The 16,927-nt window shown below is 45.8% G+C and carries 14 protein-coding genes; 8 read left to right on the top strand and 6 right to left on the bottom strand.

The features are described from left to right. Positions 1–82 precede the first annotated feature (82 nt). Entirely contained in the window at positions 83–1,465 is a 1,383-nt protein-coding gene (gene hisS, locus AC6H1S_RS17415; protein ID WP_497564431.1) for a histidine--tRNA ligase, read from the top strand. Between the two features lie 558 nt (positions 1,466–2,023). Here the strand turns inward: hisS and AC6H1S_RS17410 are convergent. Both AC6H1S_RS17410 and AC6H1S_RS17405 read right to left on the bottom strand, forming a co-directional pair. Then, entirely contained in the window at positions 2,024–2,494 is a 471-nt protein-coding gene (locus AC6H1S_RS17410) for a nuclear transport factor 2 family protein (protein WP_199136298.1), read from the bottom strand. Between the two features lie 35 nt (positions 2,495–2,529). After that, a complete protein-coding gene (locus AC6H1S_RS17405) occupies positions 2,530–2,922 on the bottom strand; it encodes a response regulator transcription factor (RefSeq protein WP_497564430.1) in 393 nt (130 codons plus the stop codon). Positions 2,923–3,079: 157 nt separating this feature from the next. Here AC6H1S_RS17405 and AC6H1S_RS17400 point away from each other — a divergent pair, with 157 nt between their 5' ends. Both AC6H1S_RS17400 and AC6H1S_RS17395 read left to right on the top strand, forming a co-directional pair. After that, positions 3,080–3,496, top strand: coding sequence for an OsmC family protein (locus AC6H1S_RS17400; protein ID WP_497564429.1), 417 nt, complete (start codon positions 3,080–3,082; stop codon positions 3,494–3,496). A 155-nt stretch (positions 3,497–3,651) separates the two neighbouring features. Continuing rightward, positions 3,652–4,962, top strand: coding sequence for a DUF3887 domain-containing protein (locus AC6H1S_RS17395; protein WP_497564428.1), 1,311 nt, complete (start codon positions 3,652–3,654; stop codon positions 4,960–4,962). An 80-nt stretch (positions 4,963–5,042) separates the two neighbouring features. Here the strand turns inward: AC6H1S_RS17395 and AC6H1S_RS17390 are convergent, their stop codons facing one another. Continuing rightward, complete coding sequence (locus AC6H1S_RS17390; protein ID WP_497564427.1) at positions 5,043–5,894, bottom strand: Rossmann-fold NAD(P)-binding domain-containing protein; 852 nt, start codon at positions 5,892–5,894, stop codon at positions 5,043–5,045. Between the two features lie 145 nt (positions 5,895–6,039). On the opposite strand from AC6H1S_RS17390, the gene AC6H1S_RS17385 reads away from it, so the two are divergent. Continuing rightward, entirely contained in the window at positions 6,040–6,888 is an 849-nt protein-coding gene (locus AC6H1S_RS17385) for a DUF2911 domain-containing protein (RefSeq protein ID WP_497564426.1), read from the top strand. A 43-nt stretch (positions 6,889–6,931) separates the two neighbouring features. Here the strand turns inward: AC6H1S_RS17385 and AC6H1S_RS17380 are convergent, their stop codons facing one another. The 3 genes from AC6H1S_RS17380 to AC6H1S_RS17370 are packed head-to-tail and all read right to left on the bottom strand — an operon-like array spanning position 6,932 to position 11,155. Further along, positions 6,932–8,629, bottom strand: coding sequence for a sodium:solute symporter family protein (locus AC6H1S_RS17380; RefSeq protein ID WP_497564425.1), 1,698 nt, complete (start codon positions 8,627–8,629; stop codon positions 6,932–6,934). Beyond that, entirely contained in the window at positions 8,626–8,751 is a 126-nt protein-coding gene (locus tag AC6H1S_RS17375) for a hypothetical protein (protein WP_497564424.1), read from the bottom strand. The genes AC6H1S_RS17380 and AC6H1S_RS17375 overlap by 4 nt, the downstream gene beginning before the upstream one ends. Before the next feature lies 1 nt (position 8,752). Beyond that, positions 8,753–11,155: a PIG-L family deacetylase gene (locus tag AC6H1S_RS17370; RefSeq protein WP_497564423.1), complete on the bottom strand. Its 2,403-nt coding sequence runs from the start codon at positions 11,153–11,155 to the stop codon at positions 8,753–8,755. Between the two features lie 173 nt (positions 11,156–11,328). Here AC6H1S_RS17370 and AC6H1S_RS17365 point away from each other — a divergent pair, with 173 nt between their 5' ends. The 4 genes from AC6H1S_RS17365 (at position 11,329) to AC6H1S_RS17350 (ending at position 16,891) form a co-directional block, all read left to right on the top strand. After that, complete coding sequence (locus AC6H1S_RS17365) at positions 11,329–11,928, top strand: LEA/WHy family protein (protein ID WP_199136282.1); 600 nt, start codon at positions 11,329–11,331, stop codon at positions 11,926–11,928. An 88-nt stretch (positions 11,929–12,016) separates the two neighbouring features. After that, positions 12,017–12,388: a MauE/DoxX family redox-associated membrane protein gene (locus AC6H1S_RS17360; protein ID WP_199136280.1), complete on the top strand. Its 372-nt coding sequence runs from the start codon at positions 12,017–12,019 to the stop codon at positions 12,386–12,388. 122 nt (positions 12,389–12,510) lie between these two features. After that, positions 12,511–13,854 (top strand): TlpA family protein disulfide reductase, encoded by a 1,344-nt coding sequence (locus AC6H1S_RS17355; protein WP_497564422.1) that lies wholly within the window; start codon positions 12,511–12,513, stop codon positions 13,852–13,854. A gap of 259 nt (positions 13,855–14,113) precedes the next feature. Next, the gene (locus AC6H1S_RS17350) at positions 14,114–16,891 is read left to right on the top strand and encodes an outer membrane beta-barrel protein (protein ID WP_497564421.1); all 2,778 of its coding nucleotides are present in this window, start codon (positions 14,114–14,116) and stop codon (positions 16,889–16,891) included. Positions 16,892–16,927 lie beyond the last annotated feature (36 nt).

Below are 16,927 nucleotides of genomic sequence, written 5' to 3'. Positions count from 1 at the left end.
GTCAACTGAAAACCGGTTTTGGGTTTTAGTCTTTAAGCTTAATGGCTATGGACTATTGACTCCGTTTTCGTACTTTTGCGCCATGTCTATTACCAAGCCAAGCCTACCCAAAGGAACCAGGGATTTTTCGCCACAAGAAATGGTGAAACGCAACTATATTTTCGATACCATTAAAACCGTATTCAAAAAATATGGCTATGCCGAAATACAGACCCCGAGCATGGAAAACCTGGCTACCCTTACCGGTAAGTATGGCGACGAAGGTGATAAGCTCATTTTTAAAATCTTAAACAGTGGCGATTTTTTGGGCAAGGTAGACGAACAGTTACTAGCCACCAAAAACTCGCAGCTGGCCACTTCAAAAATTTCTGAAAAAGCCCTCCGCTATGATTTGACCGTGCCCTTTGCCCGTTATGTGGTAATGCACCAAAACGATATTGCCTTTCCTTTCAAGCGTTTTCAGGTACAGCCGGTTTGGCGTGCCGACAGGCCCCAAAAAGGGCGTTACCGCGAATTTTACCAATGCGATGCCGATGTAGTAGGCTCGCCGTCGCTGTTGAACGAGGCCGAGTTTGTGCTCATCTACCATGAAGCGTTAAGCAACTTGGGACTGAAAGACTTTAGCATCAAAATCAACAACCGCAAGATCCTGTCGGGTATTGCCGAAATGATTGGCAAGCCTGAACTGATCGTCGATATGACCGTAGCGATTGACAAGCTCGATAAAATTGGGTTGGATGGCGTGAGCAAAGAATTGTTGGAGCGTGGCTTTACCGAATCCGATATCGAGCAATTGAAGCCGGTGATTTTATTAGATGGTTCGAACGTGGAGAAGATAGAGAGCCTGAAAAAGGTATTGGCCAATTCGGCTATCGGCTTAAAAGGCATTGAAGAAATCGAAACCGTTTTCAACTATGTGAGCAAGCTCGCAACCCACAACCCGCAACCCACAACCCAACTCGAACTCGATATCACGCTCGCACGTGGTCTTAATTACTATACCGGCTGTATCTTCGAAGTTAAAACCAATGAAGTAGCTATGGGTAGCATTGGTGGTGGTGGCCGTTACGACGATTTAACAGGCATGTTTGGCTTAAAAGACCTCACAGGTGTAGGGATTTCGTTTGGTGCCGACCGTATTTACGATGTGCTCGAAGAACTGAATCTTTTCCCCGAAACCGCAGCGCAAGGCACTCAAGTGTTGATCAGCAATTTTGATGAGGCTGCCGAGTTATATGCCTTGCCGGTTTTGCAGCAATTGAGAACCGCCGGCATTGCCACCGAGCTTTATCCATCTGCCACCAAGCTCAAAAAACAATTGGGTTACGCCGATTCGAAAAATATTCCTTTTGTGGTTTTAATTGGTGCCGACGAAATGCAAAATGGCTTGCTTACGCTCAAAGACATGAAAAGTGGCGAGCAGCAACAATTGGATGTGGCATCGATTATTGAGAAACTGACCTAAGAATGCGTCATGCTGGATATCGATCCCGGCATCTATCCCGAACACTTTGCTTCCGCCTCCTAGCCGGCGGGGCCAGTCCTTTTGTCTTGAAACAAAAGTGAGCAAAAATTCAAGGCTTCAAACCTTTGTCGCAAATCCTAAACCTCCGCTTTGATGGTGCAAGGTCAAGTCGTGTGAAAGTCATTGGTTAGCTTGTGTTACTACAGCACTTCTGCGTCCTTGCTTATTTTTAGCAAAGTGTGAGGTAGTGCAATGCTTCGGTTTGCCTTTTCTTCCAAAGCTTTGCATGCCACATAGCGAAGTGACAATGATTGTGCGATAACATAAAAGCCCGTTCATAGTAGCATAGATAGCCCTCTTCCAAACCCGATTGACAGCGGTAGTTTTGAGCGAAGCGAAAAAACTTTAGCAAAAAGCAGGACTTTCGATCAAATGAAATGCTTCCTTTGCTTTTCCATAACAGTTCAACTCATATGGACGGGATCTAAAATTACCACCTTAGACGTTTAAGAATAGTTAAGGACTAAGGTGTCTTAGGTGGTGAAAAACGTCTATGCCTTATTTATTCGCCATAAACCTGTTCAGGTTGTCCATGGCCTGCTCCCTTACTTTTTGGTGCAAATAACCCGTCCAGCCCAACAGCCAGCCACTAAAGCCCAGTGCCTGTCGGGCCCAGACATAAAAGTTGAATTTATCAGTATGCTTAACGATTTTGCCATCGGCTAATTCAAAACTGGCCTCAATGCGGTTTACCACGTGGCGTCCAGTGGAAGAAAAAACGTAGTATGCATCCCAATGGGCCTTTCCATGGCCATCATCGGCACTTACCTCGCTAAATTCGATGTTAAAATCCTTCGCTCTCGACAGCAGCATTTCCCACATGGCCCTTACCTGTTCGGCATTGAGGTTTTGAAATACGGGATCGCTAAAAACAGCATTGTCGGCATAGCAAGCTTGCATGCCTTTGTAATCCTTGTGCTTAAAACAAGTATAAAAATGCTCAATCAGTTGTTGGTTGGGATGATTCATTGACCTAAGTTACGGAAAATGAGCCGGCGAAAAAACTAATAGGTTTTACCCGCCAATATGCCTTCTATCCTGTCGAGGAGTTCGTCGATATCAAAAGGCTTGGCCAGAAATCCATTGGGTTTATAAGCGCCGTGCTGAATGGTTTTGTCGGTATATTTAGCCGAAATCATCAACACCGGAATGTGTGCCGTTGCTTCGTTGGTGCGCAACTGTTCCAAGAGCTCGCGGCCATCGGCATCGGGCAGCATGATATCCAAGATCATCATATCGGGCTGAAAAGCATTAATGTGCTCCATCATGTTGACACCTTTGCTCAAACCCGACACTTTATAGGCCTCGCTTTGCAAAATTAGGGTAATTACATCTAAAATGGCGTGGTTATCCTCTATAACCAGTACTTTTTTGTATCGCTTATTACTTGTTGTCAATGTTTGATCAGAAATATGGATGATTAAACAAAGATATTAATGTACTGCATATTTCCAGCATAAATAGTTGCAGAAAATATGGTAAATTTATTGTCAGATCAGTGACAGGAGCAAACATTTGAGCGCGAAATCATCTTTATTTAAAAAAACAATCAATATGAAAAGAAATGCAACAGCCGTTTGGAATGGCACCGGAAAAGACGGAAAAGGTACCTTGACCACACAAAGTGGTACCTTGAACCAAACCCAATACTCTTTTAAAAGCCGCTTTGAAGAAGGGATAGGAACCAACCCCGAAGAATTGGTTGCGGCCGCGCATTCAGGCTGCTTTACCATGAAGCTGAGCTTCAACATCTCGGCCGAAAACATTACGCCCGACGAAATTACGACCAAAGCTACGGTTGACCTTAACCCGGAAAAAGGCGAGATCGTGAACATCCATTTAGAGGTAAAGGTAAAAGCCGATGGCCTGTCGCAAGAGAAATTCGACGAACTGGTTGCCGATGCCAAGGCCAACTGCCCGATTTCTAAATTGCTGAACGCCAACATCACCATCGAAGCCACCTTGCTTTAATATAAGTGGCTAAAAACCTAAAGGCCATTTCTCTAATTGGGAAGTGGCTTTTTTGTTAAAGAATGTTAAATTCTGTCAGGCACAACTCCATACATGGTTGCCCGGATTAGGATGCGAAGCAAATATTGCTAACTTTGGTTCTATACCAAATCATTATGAAGAAAATCTTTACCCTCTCGCTGTTTTTATTGTTCAGTACAGTTGCCTTTTCGCAAAATGTAATCAGCCTTTTTGGCAAGGCCGGTCAGTTTTTCGAATTGCTCGAGACAGCGAAATATACTGAAGCGCACCAGTTTTTTTCTGAAACAGAGCAGGCCAAAATTACAGCCGATAACCTGAAGGAGCTTTGGGCAAATATTAAGGTTAAATTGGGTGCCGTAAAATCAATTGATCCGATACGCAGCAAGGTGCAGGGCGATTATTATACCGTAACCTGCGATGGCCAGTTTGAAAAAGACGAACAAGAGTTTTTGTTGGTGTTTGATAAAGCCGAGAAGCTGGTAGGTATTTTCATGCCGCCAAAAGCAGCGGCTTACGCTTTGCCAACTTACGCCAGCGATACCACTTTATACCACGAAAAACAAGTTTATCTTACTTCTGGCAAACACCAATTGGCGGCCGTGATTACCGTGCCTAAAAAAGCCGTTAATTTTCCAGTTGTGGTATTGGTACATGGTTCTGGCCCAAGCGATATGGACGAAACCGTTGGCCCAAACAAGCCATTGAAAGATATTGCACTTGGTTTGGCCGCCAAAGGTATTGCTTCGGTGCGCTACGTAAAGCGTACTTTGGTTTATCCGGGCGAGTTTAATGGTGCTTTTACGGTAAAAGAAGAAGTAACCGACGATGCCTTGGCTGCCGTTGCATTGGCCAAAACAGTTAAGGGTGCCGACCTGAAGAACATCTACCTGCTGGGCCATAGCCTTGGTGGCATGTTGGCCCCACGTTTAGGTGCCCAGTTGCCAGAGCTGAAAGGCCTGATCATGCTATCGGCACCATCGAGAAAGCTAACCGATGTTATTGTAGAACAAAACAACTACATGTTTTCGCTAGCCAAAGATACCACGGCCGCCAGCAAGAAAAGCCTTGACGAAGTGCTTAAAGCAGTAGGTCAGACCAGGATAACCAAGCTGGATAAAATGAAGCCTGATTCGCTTATTTTGGGCTTGCCGGCATCTTATTGGATAGACCTGAATAACTACAACCAGGTGGAAACCGCCAAGAAAATAACCAAGCGTATGTTTATAGCGCAGGGTGGAAACGATTTTCAGATTACCCAAAACGACTACAACTTGTGGAATACCGCTTTGAATAAAAAGCCGAACGTACGCTTAAAGCTTTATCCCGAATTGAACCACTTGCTAAGCTCGCAAACGGCCAAGGGAGATATGTCGCAGTACCAGGTTCCAGTTAATGTATCCGAACAGCTGGTTACCGATCTCGCCACATGGATTAAAGGGGAGTAGTGTTAGGTAAGGGTTGGATGGAAGCGTATTAAATCTCACATCTCACATCTCGTGTCTTAAATCTTATTCTGTACGCAAGGCTAATCGGTCATTTTTGCGACCCATTGCCCCCAATTGGCAACCTTAAAAACGTAGTTTAATTGAGTGGGCAGGTTCATGCTTATGATTTCTTTCCAGGCCGTTTTTTCTGGCAGAAATTCGGGGCTTTCCAGGCCATTAACCAAACAGGCTTTGGTATAAAATTCGGCCCTACTTGGATGGAAGGGCGACACCCCATGGTAAATATGCCCAAATGCTTTTTGTTTGAGCAGTTCGAGGCTGATTTGAATGCAATCGTCCAGGTGGATAAGGTTGATGGGCGCCAGGCCATTGGCGATAGCCTGACGGCCTGCAAAATGCTTCGCCAGGTTTCTGTTTGGGCCAAATAACCCGCCAAAGCGGATAATGGTCGTGGTAAAGACCGGGCTGTTTTTTAAAAGTTTTTCCGCGCCCAGCAAGGCATTTCCCGCAGGGCTATCAGGCTGCGGATTAACGGTTTCGTCTACCACAAAATTACCATCCTCGAATATCCCTGTCGAGCTAATGAAAACCACCTGTTGCACCTGCGATTTTTCAACGGCCAGTTTAATGGCTTTCATCTTGCGAAGGTAATCTTCGGGTTGGGGCAAATTGCGTTTTGGCGGAATACTGATGAACAAAATATCGCTCGCAAAGAAAACCTGGTTGTGGGGCAAGGCCGTCTCCCCAAAATTAACCAGATAGGGCTCAATGCCCGCTTCTTCCAAAAGCTTCAGCTTGTTTTCGCTGGTGGTAGATCCTTTTACACGGTAGCCTTCGGCAAGCAGGGCTTTGCCCAAAGCCAAGCCATACCAGCCACAGCCCAAAATGCTGATGGTTTCTTGCCGGCTATCCAATGGTTTTAGTTTGGTCATGATAACCAAAGGTAAGGCATTCGCCTTGCGGTGCCATAGCCGCTGGTGTTGAATTGATTTTTGGCTGACAAAGATTCGGGTGGCAGGCATCGCTTTGTGTAGGGATATGTTTAATTTTATCCAGAAAACTTAAAACAAAAAAGAGATGAAATTTACAATCAAATCGGCATTGCTGCTTGTGTTGGCCATTGGGCTGTATGTGCAGGCCAACGCGCAAGGCATTAAATTGCCTCAGGCCAGTAGCGGTCAAACCATTGTGCAAGACTTTGGCTTGGGCAAGATTACCTTAACCTATTCGCGGCCAAATACCAAAGGACGCAAGATTTTTGGTGCATTAGAACCTTACAACGTGGTTTGGCGTACCGGTGCAAACAGCGCCACCACCATTAAATTTACCGACGCGGTAAAAATTGAAGGCCAGGATGTTCCGGCGGGAGAGTATGGTTTGTTTACCATCCCAGGTAAAAAGGAGTGGACATTTATCCTAAACAAAACGGCCAAACAATGGGGTGCCTACGATTACAAACAATCTGACGACGTTTTGCGCGTAAAAGTTAAACCAATGGCCACCAAAGGCAAGGTAGAAACCTTTACCATGCAATTTGCCGATGTAACCCCTACGGCGGCTCAATTGCACATCATGTGGGAAAATACGGCAATAGCCATTAACATCACCACGGCAATCGACGCCCAGGTAATGGCCAATATTGCCGAAGCGATGAAAGGCGACAAAAAACCTTATATGGCTGCTGCCCAATATTACTATGAAAATGGCAAAGACCTGGCCACCGCATTGAGCTGGATGAACGAAGCCGAAAAAGCCGATCCGAAAGCGCCTTGGGTTAAACTATGGAAAGGTCGCGTGCAATTGAAAATGGGCGATAAGGCCGGAGCGCAGGCTACTGCCAAAGCAGGAATTGCCATTGCCACCGAAATCAAAAACGACGAGTATGTTCGTTTAAACACAGAACTTTTGGCGCAAGCCTCGAAATAATGCTTTAGTCAACACTTGCGGAGCTTCAAAACTTCGCAGGTGTTTAACCGATTGTGCTTTTCTCCTTCATCGCAATTTGGATCAGGTAAGCCATTACCACGACCAGCAGGCAGCCAATTACATTCAGCCATAAATAGGCTACCACCTCATTAAAGCCTAAAATACAAACCATCGCTTCGGCTAAAATCGCCGCGATAAAGACAGCCCTTCCGCCTACTTTTTTCAGGTAAAAAGCCACCAAAAAAACACCGAGAATGGTGCCGTAAATGTACGAGCCCAAAATATTTACCGCTTCAATCAGGTTGCCGATCTTGCTCGTATACAAAGCCATCAGGATGCAGACGCTGCCCCAGCCAATGGTGGCCCAGCGCGAAGCCTTTACATATTGTTGGTCGTTGGCATTTTTGTTGAGGAGCCTTTTGTAAATGTCGACCACGCTGGTTGAGGCCAAAGAATTCAAGGCACTGGCTGTAGAACCCATCGAAGCCAGGAAAATGATGGCAATGAGCAAGCCAATCAATCCCTTGGGCAGGTATTGGGTTACAAAACTCAAAAAGATATAATTGTTGTCGTTTGTGCTGGCTTTTTTATCGTTCTTCAGCATTAGCTCCTTTAAATCCTCACGGATTTTCTTACTCTCGTTGTCTGCTTTTGTTACGGCTATGCGTTGCTGATCGATTGTCGGCTGGTCGTGGTTGGCCAATGCACGGTCCAATTTCTCTACCTCTAATTTCTTGCTTTCGAAACTTTGGTCGTAAGCCGATTGGATTTGTTGCAGTTCGGCTTTATAAGGGCTTTCCTGCAGTTTGTTCAGTTCGTAGCTGTTGAAAAATAAGGGTGCTTTATGGTATTGGTAAAAGGTGAAAACCAATATGCCAATCAATAAAATCAAAAACTGCATCGGGATTTTAACCAGGCCATTCATCAGCAAGCCTAAGCGGCTTTGTCCTACCGACGCGCCCGTAAGGTAACGCCCCACCTGGCTTTGATCGGTGCCGAAATAAGAGAGCTGCAAAAAGAAGCCTCCAATCAGGCCGCTCCATACGTTGTATTGGTTGTTCCAGTCGAAATGGAAATCAATGGCATTGGTACGGCCCATTTTGCCTGCTATGGCAATCGCCTTGCCGAAGCCAACACCGTTGGGCAACAGGTGCACCACCATAATGCCTGCGGCAAACAAGCCACAAAAAATAATGCTCATTTGTAGCAACTGGGTATAAGAAACGGCTTTGGTACCCCCGTAAACGGTATAAAAAATCACCAAGCCACCAATAAACAATGTGGTATAAGTGGTGTCGATGTTCAAGATGGTTGATAAGATGATGGAAGGCGCATAAATGGTAATCCCGGTGGACAGACCCCGTTGTACCAAAAACAGAAAGGCAGTGAGTGCCCTTGTTTTGAGATCGAAACGTTGTTCCAGATATTCGTAGGCCGTGTATACTTTAAGCCGGTGAAAAATAGGCACGAAAGTAATACAGAGCACAATCATGGCCAGGGGCAAGCCAAAATAAAACTGTACAAAGCTCATGCCCGATGAGTAGGCCAGCCCTGGTGCCGAAAGAAAAGTAATGGCACTAGCCTGTGTAGCCATTACCGAAAGGCAAACCGTATACCAAGGCAGGCTTTGGTTGCCCAACAGGTAAGCCTGCATACTCTGTGCGCCACGGCTTTTGTAAACGCCGTAACCCACAATTAGCAACAAAGTGCCCAGCAATACCATCCAATCTATCGCGCTCATTTAAAATGCAGGGTAAAAGCGTAAAACAAAGCAATAAGCACCACCAGCCAAACCGCCAGCAACACATAAAACTGTTTCCAGGTTTTTACAAAAGGAGGCAGGTCGTTTTGTTTTTCTTTCATGCTAAGGCTGTTTGGGGGCTAATAAATTGGCAAACAGGCGATAGGCACCCGGCACACCCGCCGGCAGTTCTCTAAAGAAAACCAGCGAAGTGTAAACGAATTTGCCTTTGCCATAATCGGCCACCAGCAAAGCGCCGTCGCTGGCGCTTTCGCCGGGATCGTTCATGCTTAAAATGGTGGCATATTGAGGGTCTATATCGGTAGCGAAGTAAATGCCTCTTTCCTGTACCCAGCCTTCAAAATCCTTTCCGGTAATTTTATTGGGATAGTTGAGTGCCTGATGGTTTGGCGCAATAAACTTAACCACAGCATTTTCGTCGGTTACGCGCTTGTTGGCCAGCTTAAACGGATATGGTCCTAAATTGTTGAGCTTTAAATTGGTATTTACATTGTATTGGGCCACCAAAGTGCCACCATTTTGTACGTAGGCCATTAATTTAGGCTGCAAGGTTTTAACCTCGTCGTTGATATTGTAAAGACGGACACCGGTTACAATGGCATCGAAGCCCGAAAGGTCGCTGTTCAAAACCTGTGTAGTGCTGAGGTGGGTTACCTCGTAGCCAATCTGTTTCAGGGCATCAGCCACCAAATCGCCGGCACCATCAATATAGGCAATGCGTTTGCCTACCATTTTAAGGTCTACTTTTTCTACGCGTGCGCTGGCTTCGGGAAAAAGGGTAATGCTTGGAATGTGTTCGTAGCTGATGGTTTTAAGCCCTTGGGCCTTCTTGTTGTTTACCTCCATTACGATTTGGCCGCTAGTGGTGGCGCCGGCTGGCGTAATTGTAAAACTGATCAGCTGTTCGTCGCCCTTTTTGTCGAGCTTAAAGTTAATCGCTGCCGGACTGCTTTTCCAGCCAGCCGGCAGTTGGGGCTTAATGCTGCCCGTACTATTGCTGCGGAAGCTTTTGAGTTGCACCGTAATGGTTTTGGGCGTATTGCCATTAAAAATGTAGGCTTTTTCGCCCAGCGTAGCCGTCATAGCCGGAGCAATCACCAGATTTTGGTACACCTCTCCACGTATAGGGTCGGTCGATTTATAAGTTACCGGCGTATTGAGACTGAATTTTTCGCCACCTAGTTCAATTACCGTATTTATCGAAAGTTTTTTAGGATTCTCGGGATAACCCACCTCCTCCTGCGAAGCAATGTGGTATTGTCCTATCGGATGATTTTCGGCCAGCCAATAAGGTTGCGTAAGGTCGTTGTTTGTTGTGGCTAGTTTGAAGACGAGATTGGTGGCTTTGTTCGGCTCAAGCTGACGCGATTGGCCGCCCACCGTAACCTTAATGGGTATGGCGGCATTGGCGCGATAAATGACCGTATAATTTACGGCAACGCTGTCGCCGGCAGCATAAACGTTCTCGGCCGCATTGGCATCAACCCACAATCCGGCGCAAGCAAAAATCAATTCGTCGAGCAACTGGTGGTTAAAAGATTTATCCTGGGTTAGTTTTTTAAGCTTCAGCAATTCGGGCAGCGACTTAAAAGGCGCATCCACCTGATAGTTTTTCTGGATTTGCGCAAGCAGTGCTAAAATGGCCTGGTCTAGCACTTGAATGTCAATGCCGTCAAACAGGCCTGCTTTGGCAGGTTCGCCGGCGGTTGGACTAAAATATTCAAGGGCCTCGCCACGTTGCAACGTAGAGCCGAAGCCCTGGCTTTTGTGGTTGGTGCGACTAATGGCCGCAATTTCGCCATAGCTTTTGCCCAACAGCGGGTTAAAAAGGCCTACATCTATTTTAAGCTGGTCGGGGGCAGTGGTATTGGTGCTTCCAAAGTTAAAGGTATTCCAAAGAATACGCTTGGCTTGCCATACTTTGACGTATTTAAGCTGCTCTGGAAAGCGATTCGGATCAGCAGCGGCACTAAAAGCCTCGCGCGCCAAAATAGCCGAACCCGAGTGGTGCCCATGCCCGGCCCTCGAATCTTCGGGAAAACGGGTAATGATGACGTCGGGCCTGAATTTTCTGATGGTCCAAACCACATCGGCCAGGATTTGTTCCTTGCCCCAGATCTGGAAGCTTTCTTCGGGCGTTTTAGAAAAGCCAAAGTCGTTGGCGCGGGTAAAAAACTGTTCGGCGCCATCAATCCGACGAGCAGCCAACAGCTCCTGGGTTCTAATGAGGCCCAACAATTCGGCCTGTTCATTGCCAATCAGGTTTTGTCCGCCGTCGCCCCGGGTTAGCGACAAATAGCCGGTTCGTACTTTTACTTCCTTGGCCAGGTAAGCCAACAGGCGGGTGTTTTCATCATCGGGATGCGCCGCAATGTACAATACGCTTCCTTTTACATTCAATTTGCCCATGCCAAGGGCAATTTCGGCTGCATTGGGCTGGTGCATTTGTGCTAGGCCCATAAAAGGCCATGCCAAGAGTAAAAATAGAGATGCTCTTAGGTTCATAAGGGTTTGGTTGTCGGTCTAAATTAGTGAAATTTTCTAGATGTGGGGCGCAAGTGTCGAGATGTGAGATTGAGCTGATGGTTTTTATGGCCGGATGTTTACAAATTGATGCCAAGCCCGCATACATTGACTCAAGTTTATACCTTTGGCATCAAATATGCGTTAAATCAATCATGAATAAAATAAGTTTCTTCTTGCTTTTGCTGCTGGGCCTTTCTTCTTGCAGCATCAATAAACAGGCGCAGCAAATCAAGGCGCTCGAAAAATGCGACTACCGCTTGGTCAATGCTACGCAGGTGAGTTTGGCGGGTACCGATATCAGGAAGCTCATGAACGAGCAATCGATAAACTTGGTTAACCTGCCGGGCCTGGCTTTAGGCTACCTCAGAAAAGATATTCCGTTGAGGGCCACCCTCAACCTCGAAATCAGCAATCCATCGTCTACCCTGGCGGCCATTAACAACTTCGAGTACAAAATACTGGTCAATCAGCAAGAGGTGGCCACCGGAACAGTCGATCAACGGGTAAGCATCGATGCCGGACAGCGTATCCAAGTACCGGTACAGGTCAATGCCAATGTGTATCAATTTGTTTCGAACAGCAAGGTACTGAGCGATATTGGCGATTTTTTGTCGAGTGCTCGGAAAGGCGAAGAGAAGAAAGGCATGGTTACCCTAAAAATCAAGCCTTCTATCCTGGTAGGAGGCAATTTGGTTAAATATCCGGGTTTCATTACCATCGACAAGGAAGTGAGCAGCAAAATTTTGTTGTAACAAAAAAATCTTGACTTTGGGAGCAGCAGCTTAACCGTTGGTTAAACTATGGGAATTGATTATCTTTAATTCACTAAAAACTAGTTGTATGAAAATAGTCAAAACCATTATCTGCGTGCTTTTTGGACTGATGTTCATTAACGCAGGACTTAACAAGTTCTTCAATTACATGCCTACGCCTAAACTTAGCCAGGAACAGCTGGATGTTTTTGGCGCCTTTATGAAAATCACTTGGTTGATGCCTTTGGTGGGTATCGTGGAGGTGTTGGGCGGTTTATTGTTCGCCATACCGAAAACCCGTGCCTTGGGTGCCATTGTCATTTTGCCGGTAATGGTTGGCATTTTGGTTCACAGCATGACGATGGACCACTCGGCTTTGGCCATGGTGTCTGTTTTGGCACTTATCAACCTCTGGATGATTGCCGATAATTGGAGCAAATATAAGCCGATGGTGGCTTAGCGCACTGCGGCCTCCGTTTTTAATGCTCCTGCTGCGGTTAAAGTTTTTTTGGGCCCTGCATTGTTGTAGGGTCTAAAACTGTTTTGCCAAAATTTTTTATCTTGTGGACAAATCTGATCCCGATGAAAACAATCCAAAAATTGATGTTAGGTGTGGCATTGTGCCTTTTGGTAACCAAGTTACAGGCACAAACCAATACTTGGGTTACGCTAAAAGGCCAGCTGAAGGGCTTTAACAACCAGGTAGAAGTTCAAGACATGTCCGAATTCCAGTACCTGTTGCCGCCCAGTACCACGCGCATGATCTTGGCCGATTCTACAGGCCATTTCAGCATCAGGTTCAAAGTGGCAAGCCCTAATTATTTCCGCTTGGGCCGTAACCAGCTCTACCTTTCGCCGGGCGACGACCTCGAAGTTTTCATCGATTACAGCGATCCCAAAAAAGCAAGTTTCAAAGGCAAAGGGGCCGAAGCCAATACGTATCTGAAGGCAACTCCCTTTCCAAAAGGCGGTTCGTTTATAGAAGCCGGCAGTCAGGTAAAACCTGTGATGGAAGAAACATTTGCCACCATTGAAGCCATGGCCGCACAACGCGAACAAGAATTGGCTAAGCTAAGCAAGGCTTCGCCTGAATTTTTTCGTTTGGAAAAGGCACGGATCAAAGCCGACCTCATCAACAGCTACCAAAGCGGCAAGTTTTACAGTACCTATAAGCTTAAACTGAAAGACGAGCAGGCCAAAGCGTTTGAAGCGCAATATGCAAAAGCCATTGAGCCCAAAGTAAAAGCGCTCAGCCAAAATTTTACCGATGCCTCATTGATGAAGCTGGTAGTTTACCGCGATGTGGCCGAAGAGGTGGTGAAAGAAGGAGGCAGTCCAGCCGATATCCAAACCATAACCGACTGGTACAAGGCGAGCGATTTGGTGAACGCCATGCAAAAGGTAAAAGACAAACAACAGCTCGCAGTGTACAAAACCCAGATAGCAGCCCTGAAAACACCGGCTTTTAAAGTAGCGGCCCTTGCCTCGCTTAAACAACTGATGGCTTTTGGCAAAGGCGATTTGGCCGTAGATTTTATAGCTACCGACATCAATGGCAAACCTGTAAGCTTAAGCAGCCTGAAAGGCAAAGTCATTTATGTTGACCTTTGGGCAACCTGGTGCGGACCCTGCATGCAGGAAATGCCTCATTTCGAAAAACTCAAGGCGCTGTATAAAGATAATCCCCATGTAGTGTTGCTTTCCCTGTCTATTGATGATGATGCGGCTTTATGGAAAAACAGTATTACCGGGCGCAAAGCCGATGGCTACCAATGGATGATTAACCGGGCCAAGTTGCAAGCCTATAACATTGTGGGCATTCCGAGAAGCCTTTTAATCGACAAGAACTTTAAAATGGTAGAAATGTCGGCACCCCTGCCATCTGAAGCCTATGCGGCCAAAGCGATCAACGCATTGCTCGAGTAACGCAGATTTCTAAAACCAACTGTCTATATCGTATCCGTCACATTTAAACGGGTGTTCGTCACATTTTCAAAAATCCTGTTTCACGATTGATCATTTTTGGATAAATGTTAAAAAATTTGGAAGTATCAGTATTTACGAATACTTTCGTAATACGAATTGTTTCGTAGAATAAATCAACAATTTTGCTACACTCCTATTTTTTTAGTTTTTATTGCAACTTTTAACCAAACAGCTTGTCTTATCCGTACTTAGAACTTTTATGAAGAAAACCCTACTTATTGCCGTTTTTACCTGTCTTGCTACACTTGCTTTTGCCCAAAAGGGGAGCATAAGTGGTATATTGGTTGACAGTGTGAACCAAAAAACAACCTTAAACTACGCCACGGTATCGGTGTATAAGGCCAATGATACCGTATTGCACACCTACCGCTTGTCTGATGATAAAGGGATATTCAAAATCCCTGGCCTCGAAACGGGTATCAAATACCGTTTGGTGGTGAATGCCTGGATGTACAATATCTTGCGCAAGGAAGTGATGCTTACTGCCGAAACACCCAATTTAAACCTGGGCAGCCTCCTGCTGAGCGAAAAGCGCAACAATTTGAACGAGGTAGTAATTCTGTCGGAACGCCCGCCCATTATGGTGCGCAAAGACACCATCGAGTTCAATGCCGAATCGTTTAAAACCCTGCCTACGGCCGTGGTTGAAGATTTGCTGAAGAAACTGCCTGGGGTTTCCATTGCATCTGATGGCTCCATACAGGTGAATGGCAAAACCGTAAGCAAGATTTTGGTGGATGGCAAAGAGTTTTTTGGCGGCGACCAGCAAATAGCCACCAAGAACCTGCCAGCCAATATTATTGATAAGATCCAGGTAAACGACGATCCCGAAGCCAAACGCCGCGATCCGGATTTGCTGGCATCCAATACGCCCCAGATCATCAACCTCAAACTGAAAAGAGCCATTAAAAAAGGAGCCTTTGGCAAGCTCTATGCTGGCGGAGGCCCCAAAGAAATGTACGAAGCTGGGGGCATTATGAATTTTTTTAGGGATACCACGCAGGTAAGCGTTTTGGCCTATGGCAACAACATCAACAAACCCGGCTTCAGCATTGGCGATGTATCGAGGATTGGTGGCTTTTCGAGGTCGGGCATTAATTCGGTGATGATCAATACCGATGGGGGTTTTGCATTGAACAACATCTCTTTCGGGGGTACTTCTAATGGCGTACAGACTTCGGCAGGTGCCGGTGCCAACTTCAATACGCTGACCAAAAACGGCATAAAAATAAACGGAAAGTATTTCTTTGGCCAAAGCAATACCTTAACAGAACAGCTGGTTAACGTAGACCAGAATCTGGGCAACAACAAACTGTTTACCAACAATAACCTGAACCAGCGCAACAAAGCCTATAACCACAACATCGGCGCCAGGCTCGAATGGAAGATAGACACGTTAACCACGCTGACCATCGAACCTACGGTTACGCTTAACCTGTTGCGCAACAGGGGGCTGCAATTGACCCAAAGCAGAGATGCCAATGGAAACCTGCTTAACGATGGGGTAAACAACACACGCTTAAAAGGCGACAACACAGAGTATAACTTGAACTCGTATTTGTGGAAGGATTTTAAAAAACGCGGCCGTTCGCTCAATACCAGCATCAATTTGACCAAGCGCCAAAACCTGAACGATAATTTCAATACCACGGTCAATAATTTTTATTCGCCTTCGGCCAGTACCACTAACCTCGACCAATTGCGCGATAACAACATCAAGAACCTTAATTTGTACGCCAGTTCCAATTATAACGAACCGATCAGCAAAAAGCTCAACCTTAATGTCAGCGTAAACGCCAATTATCTCGATAATGAAAATGCCTTGGTTACCTTTTATAAAAATCCTTTAAACCAGGCCTACGATGTTGAAGATGCAACCTTGTCTGAAACGGTTAACCAAAGTGGCTTTAAAACCAATACGCGTGCCAGCCTACGCTGGAAAATTAGCGACAGTTGGGGCATACAGCCGGGGCTTGTGTTTAACACCATCGATTTAAAAAACAACTTCCGCAACTATCCTTCGTTTGAACAGCATTACCAGTTTATCGCACCTTCATTAATGGTTAAGTACAAAGACCTGACCATTACCTACAGCCCGTCGTTTAGGGAGCCTGACGTGAAATACATCCAACCGGTTGCCAACAATACCGATCCTTTGTTTGTGCAAAAGGGCAATGCCAACCTGTTGCCGGCCAAATCGTACCAGGTAAATGCCAATTTGTATAAATATGATACCAAACGATCGCTGAATTACAACTTTAACGCCAGTGGCAGTGTGCAAGACAATGCGGTGATCATGTCGCGTACCATTTCTGCCAGCGGCGTGCAAACCAATACGCCGATCAATGCCAACGGGATTTGGCAGTTTTATGCCGGAGCCAACATCAACAAGGATTTCAAGAATGGCAAGAACCAGTATTCGGTTGGCGTAGGCTTCTGGTCTAACTATACCCGTAGCTTGGTGATGGTGGATAACATCAAGAGCGATTACAACAATATTTCCATCTCGCCATCATTGAGGGGCAGGATTAACCTGAACGACAAATTCGAACTGGGGCAAACCTATTACCTGTCTATCAACAAAAGCACCTATCAAAATAATTTCTACAATAACCTGAATACGCTAACACACAATAGCGAAACCGAACTGATTTTACGCTTGCCGAAGAAAATGGTTTGGGAAAGCACCTATCGCATTCAGCACAACAACCAAACGGTAGGTGGCTACAGCAACAACATCCAGATTTGGAATGCAGCGCTTACCTTCCTTTTCATGAAAAACGACAGAGCGCAGCTGAAATTTGCGGTGAACGATATTTTGAACACCAATACCAGAAGATACATCAGCATTAGCGAGAACTTTATCCGCGATACGCAAACCAATAACTTGGGTCGCCATGGCCTGGTTACCTTGACCTACAATATCCAAAATTTTGGGGGCAAAGTAGGAGGCAAAGATACTTTCTTTAGGTTTTAGGAGATGCACTTGCGAAGTTAAAACCTCGCAAGCGTT

The sequence above is a fragment of the Pedobacter sp. TM02 genome (assembly GCF_059705275.1).
This window is presented reverse-complemented; position numbering and strand designations above follow the sequence as displayed.